The following is a 17,680-nucleotide window of genomic DNA, read 5'->3' on the forward strand; positions in this document are numbered from 1 at the left end:
AACACCTCGGCGCCGAAGTTGGCGTACTTGAAGTAGCCCAGGGTGGCCAGGTTGCCGGCCACCCCGATGATCAGCCAGCGAAAGGCGGTCTTCTTCCGGTCGGCATCGAGGCAGGCCTTGATGCGCATCCCGAACCAGTAGTTCCACATGGAAATGCCGACGAACAGCAGGAGGAAATCCGGCCGCCACCAGGCATAGAACATGTAGCTGCCGGCGACGATGACCAGCGAGCGCCACGCGGGCCGGGCCGCGTAGTACACCAGCAGGAACACCGGCAGGAACAGGAACAGGAAGACGTTGGAAGTGAAGATCATGCTGGCAATCCGTTGCTCAGTAAGTGGCCACGATACCGAACGAGACCTGATAGTCGTCGCCCGTGGGAACCGCGGATCCGGCGTTGAGATAGGCCGCGTTGATCAGCCCGTTGATGTTCAGGTGGCGGCCTTCGTGGGCCAGCGGAAACATCCGCCAGTAGTAGTTGACGTCGACCACCTGACCGATCGAGCGGCCGCCATCGAAAGTGCCGGCGCGGATCGCGTCACGCCGCTGGTCACGCGCCAACTGGCCGGTACGAACCGGTAGATCACCGTTGGCATTGCGCAGATGCAGGTCGCTCACGCGCAGGTCGAGGGCGCTGCGGGGTGTCGGCCGCAGCTCCAGCGAGGCGCCGTAGTACTGCAGGTTGCGCAGGTTCAGGCGGATGAACGAGCTGACCAGGCGAGTGTTGTAGCTGCCCGGCGAGACGATCCGGTCGGACTGGATGCGGTTGAGGTAAAAACCATCATTCTCGTCTTCCGGCTCATCGGTAATGCCGGCGCGCAGGGCCACTCGCGGAGTCCATTGCAGGTGCTCGAAGCGCTTGCCCAGCTCGGCGACCAGCGCCGCGCCACTGGTGTTGTGGTCGCTGCGGTTCAACTGGTTGTCGATGGCATCGATACGGCCGTCGAGCATCGCCAGTTCGAGGTGGTAGTCACTCAATAGCGGGCTGAAGGTCAGATTCTCGCCACGCAGGAACAGGCCGGCACGCCAGCCGGTGAAGTCCTGCGGGTCGTCCGGGTCCTCGTCGCTGTGGTCGTTCTCGTAGAGCCCGCGGACACCGATCCACTGGTCGCTGTGCCAGCGCCAGGCGTACTCGCCCATGACGTAGAGGGTTTCTTCCTCGCGGTCACCGAGGCTGTTGACGTCACTGTTGTAGTTCCAGAACTTCTGCCCGACGGCGACGAAGCCGCGGGCGAAGGAGTCGTCGTAGCTCAGGCGCAGCGACTCGATGCTGTCGTCCCAGAACAGCCCGTAGCGGTCGCTGTAGGCCTGGCGGCCGAGCGAAACCGAGAAGCGCGGGTCGCCGCCGAGCAAGTTGCGGCGCAGGTAGAACTCGCGTGCTTCGGCGTAGAAGTGCTCGGGTCGCTCCTGCTCGGTGAAGTCCTGATTGTCGCTGGCCAGGCTGTTGCTGCTGTTGCCCGAGTCGTAGGTGAGGTTGGCGCGACCGAAGAACATCCACTGCGACCAGCGTTTCTCCGGCGAGTACCAGATGAAGGTCGGCTCGTAGGTGAAGCTGTGGAAGCTGTCGCGATCGTTGCCCAGGGCTGAGTCTTCGGGGCCGTAGCCGGCCTGGGCGGAAAACTTGTGCAGCAACTCGTGGCCGATCGGCTCGTAGCTGCCGCTACCGACGGTACGTGGTGCGGGAGAAGCCTGCAGCGCACCGCAGAGCAGTATGGAGAGGGTCAGCAGTCCGTAGCGCGGGGCATTCATGGCAGGGTCCTTGCCGTCAGTTGCTGGGAAATCCGCAGGCCTTCTTCGCGCTGCGCCGGTGTGCTCAAGCGCTCCAGCCTGCGCAGCAGACTTTCTGCCCGGCGCTCGCCGGCTTGCTTGGCGAAGTAGGCATGGGCGTAGGCCTTGGCAGGCTCGCGGCAGATGCCGCGGCCCTCGCTGTAGAGCTGGGCGATGCGGTAGTGAGCGGTCAGCGAACCCTGGTCGGCGAGGCGCTGGAGGATCTGCAGGGCGCGGGCCTGGTCCGGCTGGTCGAGACTGCCCTTGCTGTACAACCCGGCGAGCAGAATCTCGCCATCGTCATAGCCACTGGCGATCAGCTCCTGGATCAACTGGTGGGCGCCGTGCGGGTCGAGCGAGCTCCAGTTGTTCACCAGCTTGACCTGAGCCTGCGCGGCCTTGGCGCGCAAGGGCTCGAGCGGCTCGAGGCGGGCGGTGAGCTCGAGAACTTGCGCGTCGCTGTACTCGGTAGCCCAGGAGAGCATGTAGTTGATGCGCGAAATCATGGCCGGGGCGTAGTCGCGCGCAACCGCTGCTTCGATCCAGGTCTGGGCGTACTGCCGGCTGACACGATAGCGCTCGGCAAGCGCCTGTTCCTGGCGGATCTCCCCGTCATTCAGGTCGCGTTCGATGCGCAGCTGCTGCAATGGCAAGGTCGCCTGCTCGTTTTCCGCCTGGGCGATGGTTTCCAGCAACTCGCCAAGCGGGTGCAGGATCTGCTCCGGTAGTTGCTCGCGCTCTGCTTCCAGGCGCTGGGCGAAGGCGTGGAACAGGCTGTCGCGCCGGTCACCGAGGAAGGTGTAGTAGCGCTCGATGGCCCGCGGATCGTTGCGTATGGCCAGCTCGTACCAGCGCACGGCCTCCTCGCGATCGCCACGGCGTGCCGCGTCCACCGCCCGATACAGCTCGCTGCCGCACAGCTCGATGCAGGAGCGCTGGTAGAGCGTCAACAGGCGTTCGACCTGCTCGTTCTTGAACAGCTGCGGATAGACCAGAAAGGTCTCCAGTGCCGCTTCCAAGGTGTAGGGGTCGCGCTCGAGCGGGATCGCCATCAGCGCCGTGCGGACGTACGCCTGATGTTCGGCCTGGCGCTGAGGCAGCCGATCGAGCAGGCGACTCAGCGAGGTCAGTGCACGAATCTCGCCGCGGCCCTGGGCAAAGGCACGTTGGTAGAGGTCGATGGCCTCGTCGGTCTTACGCGGATCGCTGGCGATTAGGTTGCCCAGCAGATGCATCGAGGCCCGGTCGCCGCGCTCGGCCAGCCGGCGCAGATCCGCCTCCACCGGCGCGCGACTGTCGAGGAACAGGGCGTGGCGAACCTGGGCAAGACCCATGTCGGCCAGCGCCACGCCGCTGGTCATGGCCAGCAGGCTGAGGATGCAGAGCGAACGAAGCGGCATGACGGTCCCTGTCAGTTGCGCACGCCGGGCGTGCTGAGGAACAGGTCGACGGCGACCGGTTTCTGGTACGAGGACAGCGGCAGCGGCTGATCCGGCTGGATCTTCAGCTGCAGCAGGCCGGTCTCGTTGTCGGCATGTGCGTCGATGATGCTGCCGCCGATGCTTTCATCGATGCCGAACACGTTCATGCGGATCGAGGACAGCTCGCGAATGTCATTCAGCTTGCCGAAGGGCACGCTGGCGGTGACGTACAGCGGGCGGTCCTTGGGCAGCAGGTGCACCAGCGGCTGCTGGTGATAGGCGAAGCTGTCCAGGCGCTGGCCGGGGAAGTACAGATCGCAGTCGCAGGGGCTGGAGATCACGGTCTCGATCAGGGCGCGGCCGAGCACCATCTGCAGATCCTGCTGCGACAGGTTGGACAGGGCGCCGATATCGGCAGGAGTGTTCAGGCGCGAGGCCAGCTGCGAGGAAACCGTGGCGATGGGCTCGCCCCGGCTGACGCTGGTCTGCCCCTCGGCGATGCTGTACTTCAGGTAGCCGTTGTCCGGCATGCTAATGACGTAGGCATCGGCGCTGACCTGCGCCTGCGCCGCCGGGATGTGGAACAGCATCATGTAGGTCTTGTAGACGATGAAGACCAGCGCCAGCAGGCCCAGGCAGACGAACAGCAGGGTGCCCGCCGCGGCCTGCAGGCGCTGACGCAGGCTGCGTACATGATCGGTCTTCTGCTTGCGGCTCTTGATGTAGCTTTCACGCTGCATCACGTTGACCAGGCCGCTGATGTCGACGATTTCGCCGGACATGTACGCGGACATCAGGTAGCGCAGGATGTCGCGCTTCTTCGGGTCGAGGTCGACGAACTCGGCGCCGACCACGCTCTCCCGCTGGGAGACCACCTTCAGACGGGTGTCGATGGTCAGGTCGATGGCGTTCAGGTTCAGGAACAGGGTCGCGTCGTAGAGGCCGCCGACCGCCAGCGGGCTGTCGCAGTCGAGCCCCATTCCGCCCAGGGACAGGTCCTTGATCTCGCATTCCAGCGCCTTGCCGTTGCTGTCGGTCAGGGTGACCCGGGCCGGGATGCGGGTACGGACGAACTGGCGCTCGTCGATGGATTCGTGCACCACGTTTGCCGAGGATGGAGTGGCCGTTGTCATGTGTGGTTCGCCTGTAGGTTATCGAAGGGAAAGATCGAGCAGGATCGAAATGACGCCGAAGAAGATGGCGAACGAGGACAGCAACATGGCCTTTGACGACCATCGGTTCAGCCAGGCATCCCAGCCGGCATGCGCGGCCAGGGTGGTCTTCTGACGGGTCCAGCTCTGCTGGTCCATATGGAACATCGAGTACACCTTCATCACTGAGCCCAGGATCTGGTTGTAATAGAGAACGAATGGATAGACCGGGCTGACCGGATGCCGGCTGAAGACGAGCAGCGCAGACACCAGGGTGCGCGACAGCAGCACCCAGAACAGGTACACCCAGAGGTACTCGATACCGAAGAACAACGCCGCGGTCAGCGAGGCGCTGAGCCCGAACAGGCAGGTCCACATCGATACGCGCTGGTCGTAGAGCACGTACATGGTGAAGAAGCCCAGGCGGTGCAGTCCCAGCAGGCTGGTGGCGCGGAAGTTCTGCCGCAGCGAGTTGCCGTACCAGCGGTACATCAGCTGGCGGCTGGCGCGGAAGAAGTTGTTGTCTGGCGGATGCTCCACCGTCAGGGTGTGGCTGTCCGGCACGTAGAAGGTGTCCCAGCCGGCGCGCATCAGGCTGAACCAGGAAGACTTGTCGTCGCCGGTGAGGAACTGGAAGCGGCCGAGGCGCCAGTGTTCGAGGTAATCGGCCTCGACGTCGCGGATGAACTCCGGGTTGGTCATCACCGAGGCACGGAAGAACGACAGCCGCCCGGTGAGCGTCAGTACGCGCTCGCTCAGTGCCATCGAGCACATGTTGATGTGCCGCTGGGCGAAACGCATGCTGTGCCAGTGGCGGATCAGCGGGCTGCCCTCCACCTCGCAGAACTCGTTGGTGGTCAGGCCGCCGACGCCCGGCAGCAGGGCGAACAGCTTGACCGCGCGCTCGACGCAATGCGGCAGCAGCATGGTGTCGCCGTCGACCACGCCGACCACCGCATCCTCCAGCGGCATCTTGCGTGACAGCGCGCGAAAGGCATGCGCCAGGCCGTCGCGCTTGCCGGTGCCGCGGGCGCGTACGACCACCAGCTGGATGTCATCGCGGTCGTGGATCTCGTCCTGCATGATCTCCTTGATGAAGCGCTCGTCGGCCTTCTCCACCAGCGAGACGATCACCGTGCAGGGCACCGGCAGGCGCTGTACTTCCTGGAACACCGAGCGGTAGACCTTGAGGGTGGTGTGGGTCGGGATGCGGAAACTGGTGACCACCATGAACATGTGCGACGGCAATGCGGCGTCGCCCATGGCCTCCACCTGCTCGCGCATGCGCGGAAACTTCCAGTGCAGGAAGTACATGCCGCGCAGGTAGTGGATGGTCGCATTGCTGTAACGCCAGGCGCCGAGCGCGCCGATCAGCAGGATGAACTTCTGGTGCGACGGGTCCAGCAGGTTCGGATTGACCAGCAGAGTCATCAGCGCCAGCAGGCCGAGCAGGCACAGCCAGCCGACGCACGTGTCGAGCACGGTGGATATACGGGCCTTGCTTGCGGCGGCGTCTGCGCGCATTGCTTCTTCCCTGAAAGGGATCGTGCCGGCGTTGCGGCGGACGATCCCTGTGGCGGAACCATGGCCGGCGCGGGGCCGGCCTCCTTGTCAGTCTTCGTTCAGTGCGACCCGGCCGTAGACGTCTTCCAGGCGCTCGATGTCGTCCTCGCCCAGGTAGCCACCGGACTGCACCTCGATCAGCTGCAGCGGAATCTTGCCGGGGTTGCTCAGGCGGTGAACCGCTGTCATCGGGATGAAGGTCGACTGGTTCTCCGTGAGCAGGAAGGTCTTCTCGTCACGGGTGACCTGGGCGGTGCCGGACACCACGATCCAGTGCTCGGCGCGATGGTGGTGCATCTGCAGCGAGAGACTGGCACCGGGGTTGACGGTGATGTGCTTGACCTGGAAGCGCTCACCGACATGCACCGACTCGTAGATGCCCCACGGTCGCGAGACGTGGCAGTGCTGCTTGGTTTCGGTGCGTTCGAGCTGGTTGAGCTGATCGACCAGCTGCTTCACTTCCTGCGAGCGTTCGCGCGGGGCGACCAGCAGGGCATCGCGGGTTTCCACCACCACGGTGTCCTGCATGCCGAGCACGGTGACCAGCTTGCCGCTGCTATGCACCAGGCAGTTGTGGCTGTCGCGGACCAGGGCATCGCCGCGCAGGGCGTTGCCGTTGCCGTCCTTGTCCGAGGATTCCCACAGCGATTGCCAGGAACCGATGTCGTTCCATTGCGAATCGAGTGGCACCACGCAGGCCTTTTCGGTGCGCTCCATCACGGCGTAGTCGATCGAATTTTCCGGGCAGCAGGCGAAGGTCTCGGCGTCGATCCTGACGAAGGCCAGGTCCTCGCAGCTCTTTTCCAGGGCCAGCTGGCAGGTGTCGTAGATGTCCGGCTCGTGGGTCTGCAGCTCGCTGAGGAACTGGCTGGCGCGAAACAGGAACATACCGCTGTTCCAGTAATAGTCGCCGCTGTCGACGAAGCTCTGCGCCCGGGCCAGCTCCGGCTTCTCGATGAACTGCTGGACCGGCAGCACGTTCTGCGGCAGGCCTGCGTCGCGGGCCGCGGCGCGGATGTAGCCGTAGCCGGTTTCCGGCCGGGTCGGCTTGATGCCGAACAGGGCCATGTGTCCGTTCTCGGCAGCACGCTTGGCGGCGGCCACGGCTCGGTCGAGAACATCGCCCTCTTCCAGCAGGTGATCCGCCGGCAGCACCAGCAGTAGCTCGTCGCGACCCTCGCGCAGCAGTCGTAGCGCCGCCATGGCCACCGCCGCAGCGGTGTTGCGGCCGAATGGCTCGAGCAGAATACTGTCGGCCAGCTGGCGCACGCCGGCCAGCTGTTCGCTGACCAGGAAGCGATGCTCCTCGTTGCAGACCACGATGGGCGCGGCGGTACCGAGGCGCGCCAGGCGCAGAAGGGTCTGCTGGAACATGCTCTTCTCGCCGGTCAGCGCGAGGAACTGCTTGGGAAACTGCTTGCGCGAAAGGGGCCACAGTCGCGAACCGCTGCCACCCGACAAAATTACCGGAACTATCATCGTCACACCGTCCTGTTGTGTGTTGGTGAGGTATTACCAGCAGATGCCGGTGTACTGCGATTCGCTCTGGATCTGGTTGAAGCCGACCAGGTCGATGACCTGCTTGTCCGGGCCAAGGCCGCGAATGGCCTCGGCAAATGCCGGGTCGTTGTTGCCCAGCACTATCACCTCGGCGTGCTCCAGCACCTGCTCGAGATCCTTGAGCAGCAGCGAGGTGAGGTGCGGGATGTGTGCTTCGATGTACTGCTTGTTGGCGCCGAATACGCGGGCATATTCGACGTTGCGGTCGAATATCTTGAGGTCGTATCCCTTGCCGATCAGCGTCTCTGCCAGCTCGACCAGCGGGCTCTCGCGCAGATCATCGGTGCCGGCCTTGAACGCCAGGCCGAGCAGGCCGACCTTGCGACTGCCGCTGGCCGCGACCATCTCGTAGGCGCGGTTCACCTGTGCCTGATTGCTCTGCATCAGCGAGCCGATCAGCGGCGCCTCGACGTCCCATTGGCTGGCGCGATAGGCGAGGGCGCGCACGTCCTTGGGCAGGCAGGAGCCGCCGAAGGCGAAGCCGGGGCGCATGTAGTAGGCGGAAAGGTTCAGCTTGTGATCCTGGCAGACCACGTCCATCACCTCCCGGCCGTCGACGCCGGCGGCCTTGGCGATGTTGCCGATCTCGTTGGCGAAGGTGACCTTGGCCGCATGCCAGACATTGCAGGTGTACTTGATCAGTTCAGCGACTTCCACCGACTTGCGGATGATCGGCGCGTCGAGGTCGCTGTAGAGCTCCTGCAGCAGATCGCCGGAGGTCTGGTCGAGCGCGCCTATGACCGTCATCGCCGGGAAGTCGTAATCCTTGATCGCGGTGCTTTCGCGCAGGAACTCGGGATTGGTGGCGACGCCGAAATCGACACCGGCACGCTTGCCCGAGGTTTCTTCGAGACAGGGGATCACCAGCTTGCGAATGGTCCCGGGCAGGATTGTGCTACGGATGACGATGGTGTGGCGGCTGCTCTTGTGGCGCAGCTGGGCGCCGATCTGGCGGCATACCGACTCGACGTAGCTGAGGTCGAGGTCGCCGTTTTTCCTGCTCGGCGTACCGACGCAGATGAAGGAAAGGTCGGTCTGTTCGATCGCCTCGGCCACGTCGGTGGTGCCGCGGATTCGGCCACTGCTCACACCGGCGCCGAGCAGTGCTTCGAGGCCGGGCTCGACGATGGGCGACTTGCCCGCGCTGATCAGGTCGATCTTGGTCTGTGCGACATCCACACCGACGATGTCGTGCCCGCGCTGGGAGAGACAACCGACGCAAACCGCGCCCACATAACCAAGGCCGAAAATACTAATTCTCATGATGCGTCCAATTCGCTGAGTTAACTCGATCCGAGAGAAACTATGGCCCACCGTTCAATACGGGCGGCAGGTACAACGGAGTTTTAAAAAAGTTCAGGCGGGAGGGTGTTGATTGCGGTGTTTTCTAGTTTTGTGGGACGGAATTCTCATTACTGTGGAGGTCGAAGTCAACTTTCAGGAGGGGCGGGTTCCATTGAGAACTTTGCAAGAAGACTTCAAGTTCGAGGTTAAAGTGACGCCTGTTTTTTGTCGTTTGAAAGTGGCTTAATTAGCGGAGTGGCCGGACTGTCGGGCTCTGCGGATAGTTTGGGCAAAGTTGATGCCGGTTTGATGGCGTCTATTAATTGTCATATGCGGCGCCCCTTTGTTTTCTTATTACTTATCTGGCCGTTCGGTTGGGATTTACGCTGGGTCTGCTATGCCGCGCCAGATAGGCCTCCGGTATATGCGCTCATATTTTGTTACATATGTTTCGCTTGGCTTGACGGATTACGTCGCTAATTCGGGCCAAGTTGCTACCGCGCATGGCATTGCCCTCCATCTGCAGATGCATTTTCCTCGCCTGGCGTTGTCAACTGGGCCAATGGGTTCTCGACTTCACCCTTTGAGCGTGGGCGGGTAAGGATCTGGCGGGAGGGTTCTCGATGACAGTCTCGAACTGGATATTCCTGGCGACAGCGGCGGCTCTGCTGCTGATGTCCTGGCGTTCGCTACGGCCGCCGCTGCGCCATGGCTTCTATCGTCTGTTCGGCTTCCAGGCGATCAATGCGCTGGCCTGGTTGAGTTATCCGGCCTGGCGACTGCCGACCGAGCATCCCTTGCAGCTGCTGTCGGGGCTTTTGTTGCTGTGTTCGCTCTACCTGGTCGTGCATGGCCTGTATCTGCTGGTGCGCCGGGGTGGGCGCAATGAACAGCGCCGAGATCCCGGTAATTTCGCCTTCGAGAACACGGCCAGGCTGGTCGATGAGGGCCTCTACGGCTACATCCGCCATCCGATGTACGCCTCTCTGCTGTTCCTGCTCTGGGGCTTCTATCTGAAAGCGCCGGGCGTGGTCACGACGCTGCTGGTCGTGGGAGGCAGCCTGGCGCTGTTCAAGGCAGCGCGGGTCGAGGAGTGGGAGAATCTGCGTACCTTCGGCCGCGTCTATCGCGCCTATATCCGCCGCACGCGGATGTTCATCCCCTACCTGTTCTAGCTTCCGCTGCGGCGACGCCAGATGCCCGATGTTGGCAGCGGGCGTTGCCAGGCGTAGGCCCATTGCCTGATGACGCGGTGGCGGGTCGAACCCAGTAGCGTTGCAGGGCTATCTAGGGCTGACGCTCGTAGGCGCCCAGGTCGCAGACCGCCACCCCGTCACCATTGCCATCCTGCGGTCTGGGGACCTTGCGCTGGTCGGTGGCGCTGCAGCTGCCGATCCCGGCGTCGATGGCCGGACTGCCCTCCAGGAGCGGGTGCAGCGCCGGTGCGCCGGGCTGTTCGGTGAGCGGCCCGAGTATCTGGGTGAAGGTGCTGGCGTCATCGATCGGCAGATCCGCCGCGCAGCCGTAGCCGTCCTGGCCCAGCAGCATGCCGCGGGCTCTGAACACTCCCCCGGCACCGTTGCGACAGTTGGCGATGCGATTGGGACCTTCGTCGCGAATCTCGACGTTGCCGGCGACGATGCTGTTGCGCACGCTCATGCGGCCCAGGTTGTGCAGTGCCACCAGGCCGAAGTTGTCGGCAATGGTGACGTTGACCAGCAAGGCTTCGCTGTTGGTGTTGTTGCGGCTACCGGGGATGCCGTTGGCGAAGGTGCCCAGGCTGTAGTAGCCCCAGGTGCCGCTCAGGGTGCTGTTGCTCAGCTGGATGGTGCCGCCCTCGGCGTTGAGAATGGCCGTTCCGGTACCGTACTCACCGCCCTTGTTGCGGAAAAAGGTGCTGCGGGCGACATCGGCGATCCCCTCGTTGTAGAGCGCGCCGCCGCGTCCGCTATCGGTCTCGTCATAGCTGATGTTGCCGGTGAAGCCGCTGTTGCGGATCCGCAGCCATGGTTGTAGATGGCGCCGCCCTGACCGTAGCCCGTGGCACCGTAGGTGCTGTTGTCGCTGAAGCGCGAGGCGCTGATGTCGAGCCGGTTGAAGTTGGCGATGGCACCTCCGGCGCCCATCTCGCCGAACATTTCGTTGTTCTCCAGTGCTACCTGATCAAGCACAAGGCTGCCGCGGTTGCGGATGGCGCCGCCGAAGTCGGAGGTGCGGCCGTTGCGCAGGGTCAGCCGCTCCAGACGCAGGCGGGTGGCGACATGCACATCGAACAGGCGGCTGTTGTTCTCGGCATCGATGATGGTCCTGTCCTGCCCGGTGCCGACGATCACCAGGTCGTTGTAGCGGATGTCCAGATCACCATTGAGGTTGGCATCTTCTTCGACGATCACGAAGCCCTCGCGCAGCGGCGCGAGGCTCAGGCGGTAGCTTCCCGCTGGCAGCAGGATGCGGTCTTCGCCAACCGTGGCGTTGGCTTGCTGGATGGCCTCGCGCAGCGAACAGTCGGCGTTGCACACGCCATCGTTGCCGTCTTCGGTCTTGGTGACCTGGATGTCGGCGGCGAGTGCGGCCGAGCAGGCGAATCCGGTGAGCAGGGCGAGAGTCAGATGGCCGGGCATGGGCAAGTCCTCCTGGCGTGAGCGATAGGCGTCCGCGGCGGAGAAAGCCCTGCTTCCGTGGGCGGTTCTGGCTCTAGGCAGACCGGGCGCAGCCGCCGCGATTCAGCGCGGCCTGACCGTCGGCAGCCGGCTCAGTCGTCCCACCGGCCCGGTGCGTAGGAGAACACCGGTAACGACAGCGACCAGCGGATCGCCGCCAGGCGCAGGGCCAGCCCGGCGCTGAAGGAGGCGAGCAGATTGATGTCGTGATCCACACCCAGCTCCATCAGGCCCAGATAGAGCAGCGCCACCAGCAGCGATACGCTGGCGTAGAGCTCGTGCAGCAGCACCATGGGCGTGCGGTTGCAGAGAATGTCACGCAGGATGCCGCCGAAGATGCCGGTGGTGATGCCGGCCATCACCACCACCGGGGTGTCGTACTCCAGGCGCAGGGCAACGTCGCAGCCGATGACGGTGAAGGCGACCAGCCCCATCGCATCGAGAATCAGGAACAGCGTGTGCAGGTGGTGGATGAAGCGCGCGACCAGCATGGTGAACAGCCCGGCGCCGATGGTCAGATAGATGTAGCTGGGATGCTGGGTCCAGGATACCGGGTAGTTGCCCAGCAGCATGTCGCGCACCGTACCGCCACCCAGAGCGGTGACGAAGGCGATCAGGCTGACGCCGAACAGGTCCATGTTGCGCCGCCCGGCGGCGAGCGCCCCGGACATGGCTTCGGCGGTAATGGCGATCAGATAGATGTAGAGCAGCACACAGGATCTCCTGCGTTATGTGCCTCTCCCTCTGTCCGGTTTACCTGAGAGTTTGCGCGGCCTGGGCCGCTTGCCCCTTCGGTGGACCGCCTCGACGGGCGATCTCTCTCCAGTTGGCGTCAATGGAATCCGCAGTTTCTGGGCCTGAGCGATTATGGGAGTTTGCGCCTTCGGCGGAGCCGGCCATGGCCGGTTCACTCTCCTGCGGGACGGCGAGTATACGCCAGCAAGAGAGTGACCGGGGCTCTCGTGCGTCGCTCCAGCGGGGCTCATTCCCCCGCTCGCGGCAAGCGATTGACGGGTGGATGGCTGGTGCCATCCACCTACCTGCTCAGGAACCCGAGCCGCAATCCAGCGTTCCCGCCGCCTCCTGGGTCCCACCGCCGCCGATGCGAACTTCAACGAAGCACGGGCGGCTGACGGTGGCGTCCATCACCGAGCTCTGCGCCGGCAGCAGGTCACCGGCCAGGACCGTCTGACGTCCGGCGCGGGTCTTGAACTGGTTGTTGCCCAGCACCAGGCGGCCGACGCCTTCGCTCTTGACCATCGACATGCCGATAGCGGAAAAGCGGTTGCCGACCACCACAGCGCGCCCTTCGCCTGCTGCCGCGTTGCGCAGGTAGAGGCCGTACTCGGGGCTGTTGCCGATGCTGTTGCCGCTGATCAGCAACTGGCCGAACACATCGGCATCGATGCCGGTGCGGCCCGAGTTGGAAATCAGGTTGTCGGCCAGCAACACCAGGCTGCCGGCGCCCAGCTGGCGCAGCTGGATGCCGTTGCTGCCGTTGTTGCCGAAGGTATTGTTGTTGGCCACCAGCACGCCTTCGAAGTGGCTGGTCTCGAGCCCCGACTTGGCTGTGCCGAGCACGCTGTTGCGGCGCAGCGCGCTGTGACCCTGGCCGCGGACCCGGAAGCCGCTGTTGGTGCGCACGCCGTCGACATGGTTGTCAGTCAGGGTCGCGCGGCTGTCGAGGATGTCGACCGCATACAGCTGCAGGTCGAGGAACTGCGAATCCTCGATCACCGCCAGCGACTGGCGCAGCTCGATACCGTTGGCCATGTCGCTGAAGCGGCTCTTGCTCACCAGCAGGCGCGCCGGAGCGACCCCCGGACCCTGCTGGTCGCTGCGGCCGGTGGTCAGCCCCCTCGAGAGGTGGCTGTTATGTCCCAGGCGAGTGAGGGTCGAGCCTTCGATCAGCGTGGTGCTACCGGCCCAGGCCATGACGAAGGAGCGGTAGGCGTTCTCGTCGCTGGCGTTGTCGCCGCTCCAGCTTTCCAGGTGCGCGTTGTTGAGTACCAAGCGGCCCTGGTTGATGAGCGCAGCACCCGAGTGCGAGTTCAGGTACAACCGGCTGCCGTCCAGACGCAGCTCCGCGTTGGGTGCGATCAGCAGTGGATAGCTGAGCAGATAGCCGTCCTTGTGGCTACGCAGAACCTGCGCGTTGCCGACCGCGGTCACCAGTTGTTCCAGTGTGATGCTGCCACCGCGCACTTCGAGGATGCGTGGGTGCTGCGCCTGGTAGTTGGCGATCTGGCGGAACAGGTCGCTATTCTTGACGAAGGGCTCGAATGGCCAGCTGCCGGCCTGCGACGAGAACATGGTTTCCAACCGTGCCGACGCCCGTCCGGACGGGCCCTGGCCGCGCAGTTCGGCGGCGCCGGTCAGGCTCGCGCTGCTGGCCAGCAGCTGGTCGATCTCGCTCCGGTGAGAGTCACCGGAAACGGCGCCGATCCAGGGTTGCTGCAGGCCTTGCACCGCAACCGCTTCGGCTGCCGCGGGGGCGCAGGCCAACCCGCCGCTGATGCCGGCGAGCAGAGTCAGGACCTGCCAGGAAGGAAAAGCGCGCATGAAACACCTCACAGGTTCAGGTTTGGATAGAGTGGGCCGAGCCGGCCGCCTATCTGGCTGTAGTTGTCGACCTTGCCGCGTTCCTTCTCGAACAGCTTGCGCGCCCAGACGTGGTCGGGGAAACGATTGAGGAACGGCAGCAGCCAGATCATCTTGTGCGTCGGCACATCGGCCTGGCGGCCCTGCAGCTCGGGGATGCTCTCGGGTTCGAGCACCGCACGGGCGGCGAAGGTGGCCAGTGCCTTGTAGCTGGCTTCATCCTCGGCGGAGAGCGGCTGACCGTTGGCGTAGGACGCCTCGACCAGCAGCGCGATCGGCACCAGGGCGTAGTGGGTGTACTCGGCGCCGAGCTTGCCGCGTGCCACCTCGATCTGGTGGTAGGCGTAGTCGCCCTGGCGCGCTTTGGTCAGGCGGCCGAGCGCCTCCTGCACATAGCGGGTGCCCCAGTCCACGTACGCCTGCTGGTCGATCAGCATGCCGGTCGAGGTCACTGCCCAGGCAGCCCAGTAGTCGTGGTTGTTGAAGTAGCGGAAGTTGTTGCGCCGGCGTGGTTCGTACTCCTCGATCACGATCTGCGCCAGGTCGTTCAGCCACTTCTGCTGGATCGCGCTCAGCTGCAGGCGGTTGCCGGTCTGCGCCTGGGTCTTGAGCAGCGAGGAAGAGATCGCCGCCAGTGCCCACTTGCGCGCGGCGACGCCGGTCTTGCTGGCGTCGCGACTTTCGATTGCGCCTGCCTTTGCCCATACGGTCAGCCATTGATCGAGGCAGGCCAGCGCGCGCGCCGCCTTCTGCGGATCATTGGTGCTGGTGGCACGCTCGCCGTACTTCACGACCTGCTTGATGTAGTCGTTGATCTGCCCACGAACTTCCTTGGTCTGACGGGAGACGGCGCGTTGAGTCGACTTGCTGGCGTCGGTCTGCACGTATTTGCTTTCGACCTGCAGCGGACCGGTGTAGGGCTCGATCACCTTGTCCGCGCAGCCCAGCTCGCGGTAGTCCGGAATTTGCAGGGCGACCGCGCTGATCTCCGGCTGCCAGATCGAGACAGTCGCGGCTGCCCCGCTGGCGTGCAGGGCGAGAGCCAGGGCGACCCCGCCAAGCGTCAGGCTTTTCATAGGCATACCTGGGTTTCGACGTTGACCGCGGACTTGATCTCTTCGGTCGGCTCCATGAACACCGAAAGCAGGTTGGCGCCCTGGAATTTCGCGTCACGGCTGAACTCGAGGTAGTACTGGCCACCGTCGACGATGGCATCGCGGCGGAACCATATCTTGTCGCGCTCGCCGTTGTCGTAGTAGGTGATGATGTAGAAGTGCTTGAGGTTCTTGTCGCTGATCTTCAGGCTCAGGAAGCCGTCCCTTAGCCTGCTCAGGTCCTTGCGATTGGCGCCGGCATTGCTGAGCAGCTCGATGCGCTGGTGCGGCGAAAGGCTTGGCACCTTTACCGTCGAGCTGGCCTTGACCATGTCCGGCTTGGCCTTGCAGCCGCCGTTGATCGCCGGGATCAGCTGGCGATAGGTGATGGGCGTATCCAGCGGATAGTTGGCCGGCAGTTCCCAGATGATCATCTTTGGCGGGGCCTTGAAGTCATAGTCCGGGGACAGCAGGAACTGGGTCAGCGAGCCGTCCTGACCGGCGCCTGGGAGCGCAAAGTTGAGCAGGTCGACGCTCAGGTACTCCTTGATGAAGCCATCGAAGTTGTACTGCTTGGTCTCGTCCTCGCGCGACGCGGAGTTGGAGGTACCAACCATCACCACTTCGGTGACGGTTTCGTCGTCGAACAGCGCGGATGCATCGCTGTCGGCCGGAATCGTCTCGTGGCCGCGCATGTACTGGATGCCGTAGTTGTTGCCGCAGATATGCGCAAGGCCCAGGTTCAGGGTGCCGTCCTTGTAGAGCATTATCCCCGGGCTGGTGACGTAGCTCTTCTTGGTCAGCTCGGCATAGAACGGCTGGCGCATGATCTCGTCGGCGGTGATCCGCGCGGTGATCTGCGAACCGGTCGGTGTCCAGTGGTGGTCGCGGCGGAAGAAGTAGTCCGCCGGCGGGTTCTCCACCATCGGCATGATGTCCGGCACGATCGCGCCACTGCGACGCATCTGCTCGAGGAAGGCGCGCAAGCTGGCACTCGACTTGGCGTAGTCGAAGCCATGCATCTTGTCCGGGTAGAGCTTGTCGCGGTGCATCAGCCCGCGGGTCGGCTGTACCGCAACCACCACATGGGTACCCTTGGCCTTGAAGGTGTCCATCAGGCGCTTGAATTCGGGCTCCATGTGTTTCGGAATGCCGAACTGGTTGGTCAGATCGACGCCCGAGCGGAACAGCCAGTTGTCCTTGCCCGGGGTGATTTCGGCGAGCAGCTTCATCCTGCCCTCGGCGTACTGCGCGGGGTCGGAGAGCTGCGGGCAAATCAGGCACTCAAGATCAACACAAGGGGCCTTCTTGCCGTCCTCGGCGAATGCCGGGGCCATCAGCCCCGAGAGCGCGAGCGTCAGTGCCGCGCCTTGCTGCAATAGTCTCTTCATACGTGAAGGCTTCTCGTCCTGGATGAGCGCCCCCGCGGCGCGGGGGCGGTATGACGCATCAGGTCGCTTAGAGGATCGGATCGACCGCGTTCGGTACTGCGATGGTGCGCAGCTTGCCGCCCTGGTCGATCAGCACGTAGCTGTAAGAGCGGCCCTTCTTCAGGAACTGCTCGTCAAACCCTACTACCTTGCTGTCGCCGGCGTAGGCGGCCAGGGTGATCTTGATCTCGTTCACCAGGCGGTTGCCGGTCTCGTTCTTGCCCAGCTCATCGACGAGCGCGTGCTTGCCGTCAGCAGTCTTCAGCGCGACCTTCTTGTCGCTCAGGTTGTAGAACGACACTAGCGCCTTGCGCGGATCGTTGACGTACTTGTCGTCCAGCTTGATCAGCGTCTTGCCGTCAAAAACGAAGGTGGTGGCAGTGTCGGCGACCAGGTCGTACTCACCGGAAACCGAGTTCACGTTGATCTTGGTCTTGCCAGCCGGGGTGAACATGTAGCCACCGAGCTGGCCAGCGGTAACCTTCTGGGTAGCGGTCTTGCCGCTAACCTTCACGTCGGCGCCCGTGCCGGTCAGGTTGAGGACGCGCAGGAAGGCCGAGTTGGCCGGTGCGACGGCATCGTACAGATCGGCGTTGGCCTGGGTCTGTGCCACCAGCGCGAGGCTGGCGAAGAGCGAGAAGAACATGCGGTAGGCAAGGTTTTTCATGGTGGCGTTCATCCTTCTTAGGGTGGTCAGAGTTGATCGTTGAGGGCGGTTTGCCAGCTTTTCGAATTCGGCCGCTGTGCGAGCACGGTGCGGACCGGGAACTCCCAGATGACCTGGGTGATTTCTGTGTTGGTCAGGTATTCGCTGTTCATGAACTCGTCCATCGCGTGAAACGGGCCCCGGCCTTCGACGGCGATGGTGAGCAGATCGTTCTGCAGTGCTTCGCGCAGGAAGCCGGCGAAGTTCCAGTCCTCGATCTTGGTGTAGCTGGTGCCGACCAGCATGATCGACTGGCTCTGGTCGCCGAAGAGGTCGTCGGCGCTGCGTTCGGCGTCGTCGGCGAGGGTCTCGTAGACCGGCACCACCGAGGACTCGGCGAACAGCTCGGGGTCGAGCCAGGCGCCGAACTGGATGAAGTTCATCAGATCGCTCTTGAGCGGCTTCTCGCTGACCACGCGTGACTGGAAGGCGGTGCTGCCGAC

General features: G+C 63.8%; 15 protein-coding genes, 1 pseudogene and 1 riboswitch. Of the genes and pseudogenes, 1 reads left to right on the forward strand and 15 read right to left on the reverse strand.

Annotation, left to right across the window (positions count from 1 at the left end):
* The 7 genes and pseudogenes from DBO85_RS10945 to DBO85_RS10975 all read right to left on the reverse strand — a co-directional run.
* Positions 1 to 314: pseudogene (locus DBO85_RS10945) on the reverse strand (MBOAT family O-acyltransferase); the annotation flags it as partial.
* Between the two features lie 16 nt (positions 315 to 330).
* The gene (locus tag DBO85_RS10950) at positions 331 to 1,749 is read right to left on the reverse strand and encodes an ion channel protein AlgE (protein ID WP_108107318.1); all 1,419 of its coding nucleotides are present in this window, start codon (positions 1,747 to 1,749) and stop codon (positions 331 to 333) included.
* Positions 1,746 to 3,167 (reverse strand): tetratricopeptide repeat protein, encoded by a 1,422-nt coding sequence (locus DBO85_RS10955; RefSeq protein ID WP_108107319.1) that lies wholly within the window; start codon positions 3,165 to 3,167, stop codon positions 1,746 to 1,748. The genes DBO85_RS10950 and DBO85_RS10955 overlap by 4 nt, the downstream gene beginning before the upstream one ends.
* A gap of 11 nt (positions 3,168 to 3,178) precedes the next feature.
* Positions 3,179 to 4,321, reverse strand: coding sequence for a PilZ domain-containing protein (locus DBO85_RS10960; protein WP_108107320.1), 1,143 nt, complete (start codon positions 4,319 to 4,321; stop codon positions 3,179 to 3,181).
* An 18-nt stretch (positions 4,322 to 4,339) separates the two neighbouring features.
* On the reverse strand, positions 4,340 to 5,863 hold the full coding sequence (locus DBO85_RS10965) for a glycosyltransferase (RefSeq protein ID WP_108107321.1): 1,524 nt from the start codon (positions 5,861 to 5,863) through the stop codon (positions 4,340 to 4,342).
* 87 nt (positions 5,864 to 5,950) lie between these two features.
* Entirely contained in the window at positions 5,951 to 7,378 is a 1,428-nt protein-coding gene (locus DBO85_RS10970) for a mannose-1-phosphate guanylyltransferase/mannose-6-phosphate isomerase (protein ID WP_325051551.1), read from the reverse strand.
* A gap of 36 nt (positions 7,379 to 7,414) precedes the next feature.
* A complete protein-coding gene (locus DBO85_RS10975; protein WP_108107323.1) occupies positions 7,415 to 8,725 on the reverse strand; it encodes a nucleotide sugar dehydrogenase in 1,311 nt (436 codons plus the stop codon).
* 644 nt (positions 8,726 to 9,369) lie between these two features.
* Here DBO85_RS10975 and DBO85_RS10980 point away from each other — a divergent pair.
* Complete coding sequence (locus DBO85_RS10980) at positions 9,370 to 9,921, forward strand: methyltransferase family protein (RefSeq protein ID WP_108107324.1); 552 nt, start codon at positions 9,370 to 9,372, stop codon at positions 9,919 to 9,921.
* Between the two features lie 112 nt (positions 9,922 to 10,033).
* Here the strand turns inward: DBO85_RS10980 and DBO85_RS10985 are convergent, their stop codons facing one another.
* From DBO85_RS10985 to DBO85_RS11020, 8 genes are all read right to left on the reverse strand, one after another.
* Positions 10,034 to 10,468, reverse strand: coding sequence for a choice-of-anchor Q domain-containing protein (locus DBO85_RS10985; RefSeq protein ID WP_108107325.1), 435 nt, complete (start codon positions 10,466 to 10,468; stop codon positions 10,034 to 10,036).
* 95 nt (positions 10,469 to 10,563) lie between these two features.
* Positions 10,564 to 11,367 (reverse strand): CSLREA domain-containing protein, encoded by an 804-nt coding sequence (locus DBO85_RS10990; protein WP_108107326.1) that lies wholly within the window; start codon positions 11,365 to 11,367, stop codon positions 10,564 to 10,566.
* A gap of 131 nt (positions 11,368 to 11,498) precedes the next feature.
* A complete protein-coding gene (locus DBO85_RS10995; RefSeq protein ID WP_108107327.1) occupies positions 11,499 to 12,119 on the reverse strand; it encodes a trimeric intracellular cation channel family protein in 621 nt (206 codons plus the stop codon).
* Between the two features lie 21 nt (positions 12,120 to 12,140).
* Positions 12,141 to 12,242: riboswitch (glycine riboswitch) on the reverse strand.
* A gap of 208 nt (positions 12,243 to 12,450) precedes the next feature.
* Positions 12,451 to 13,968, reverse strand: coding sequence for a right-handed parallel beta-helix repeat-containing protein (locus tag DBO85_RS11000; protein WP_108107328.1), 1,518 nt, complete (start codon positions 13,966 to 13,968; stop codon positions 12,451 to 12,453).
* Positions 13,969 to 13,976: 8 nt separating this feature from the next.
* Positions 13,977 to 15,083, reverse strand: coding sequence for an alginate lyase family protein (locus tag DBO85_RS11005; RefSeq protein WP_158268892.1), 1,107 nt, complete (start codon positions 15,081 to 15,083; stop codon positions 13,977 to 13,979).
* Positions 15,080 to 16,492, reverse strand: a complete 1,413-nt coding sequence (locus DBO85_RS11010) for an alginate O-acetyltransferase AlgX-related protein (protein WP_108107330.1) — start codon at positions 16,490 to 16,492, stop codon at positions 15,080 to 15,082. Before DBO85_RS11010 ends, DBO85_RS11005 begins: the two co-directional genes overlap by 4 nt.
* A gap of 67 nt (positions 16,493 to 16,559) precedes the next feature.
* Positions 16,560 to 17,198, reverse strand: coding sequence for an alginate O-acetyltransferase AlgF (locus DBO85_RS11015; RefSeq protein WP_108107331.1), 639 nt, complete (start codon positions 17,196 to 17,198; stop codon positions 16,560 to 16,562).
* A gap of 26 nt (positions 17,199 to 17,224) precedes the next feature.
* Positions 17,225 to 17,680, reverse strand: a 456-nt coding sequence (locus DBO85_RS11020; RefSeq protein WP_407681465.1) for an alginate O-acetyltransferase AlgX-related protein, incomplete at its 5' end; no start/stop codon positions are given.

It is taken from the genome of Pseudomonas mangrovi (assembly GCF_003052585.1).
GTDB lineage: Bacteria > Pseudomonadota > Gammaproteobacteria > Pseudomonadales > Pseudomonadaceae > Aquipseudomonas > Aquipseudomonas mangrovi.

Bases quoted from the DNA above. Each gene is read 5' to 3' on its own strand.
- DBO85_RS10980 (WP_108107324.1), top strand. From the start codon at position 9,370: ATGACAGTCTCGAACTGGATATTCCTGGCGACAGCGGCGGCTCTGCTG.
- DBO85_RS10990 (WP_108107326.1), bottom strand. From the start codon at position 11,367: ATGCCCGGCCATCTGACTCTCGCCCTGCTCACCGGATTCGCCTGCTCG.
- DBO85_RS11010 (WP_108107330.1), bottom strand. From the start codon at position 16,492: ATGAAGAGACTATTGCAGCAAGGCGCGGCACTGACGCTCGCGCTCTCG.
- DBO85_RS10965 (WP_108107321.1), bottom strand. From the start codon at position 5,863: ATGCGCGCAGACGCCGCCGCAAGCAAGGCCCGTATATCCACCGTGCTC.
- DBO85_RS10975 (WP_108107323.1), bottom strand. From the start codon at position 8,725: ATGAGAATTAGTATTTTCGGCCTTGGTTATGTGGGCGCGGTTTGCGTC.
- DBO85_RS10960 (WP_108107320.1), bottom strand. From the start codon at position 4,321: ATGACAACGGCCACTCCATCCTCGGCAAACGTGGTGCACGAATCCATC.
- DBO85_RS11005 (WP_158268892.1), bottom strand. From the start codon at position 15,083: ATGAAAAGCCTGACGCTTGGCGGGGTCGCCCTGGCTCTCGCCCTGCAC.
- DBO85_RS11015 (WP_108107331.1), bottom strand. From the start codon at position 17,198: ATGAAAAACCTTGCCTACCGCATGTTCTTCTCGCTCTTCGCCAGCCTC.
- DBO85_RS10955 (WP_108107319.1), bottom strand. From the start codon at position 3,167: ATGCCGCTTCGTTCGCTCTGCATCCTCAGCCTGCTGGCCATGACCAGC.
- DBO85_RS11000 (WP_108107328.1), bottom strand. From the start codon at position 13,968: ATGCGCGCTTTTCCTTCCTGGCAGGTCCTGACTCTGCTCGCCGGCATC.
- DBO85_RS10950 (WP_108107318.1), bottom strand. From the start codon at position 1,749: ATGAATGCCCCGCGCTACGGACTGCTGACCCTCTCCATACTGCTCTGC.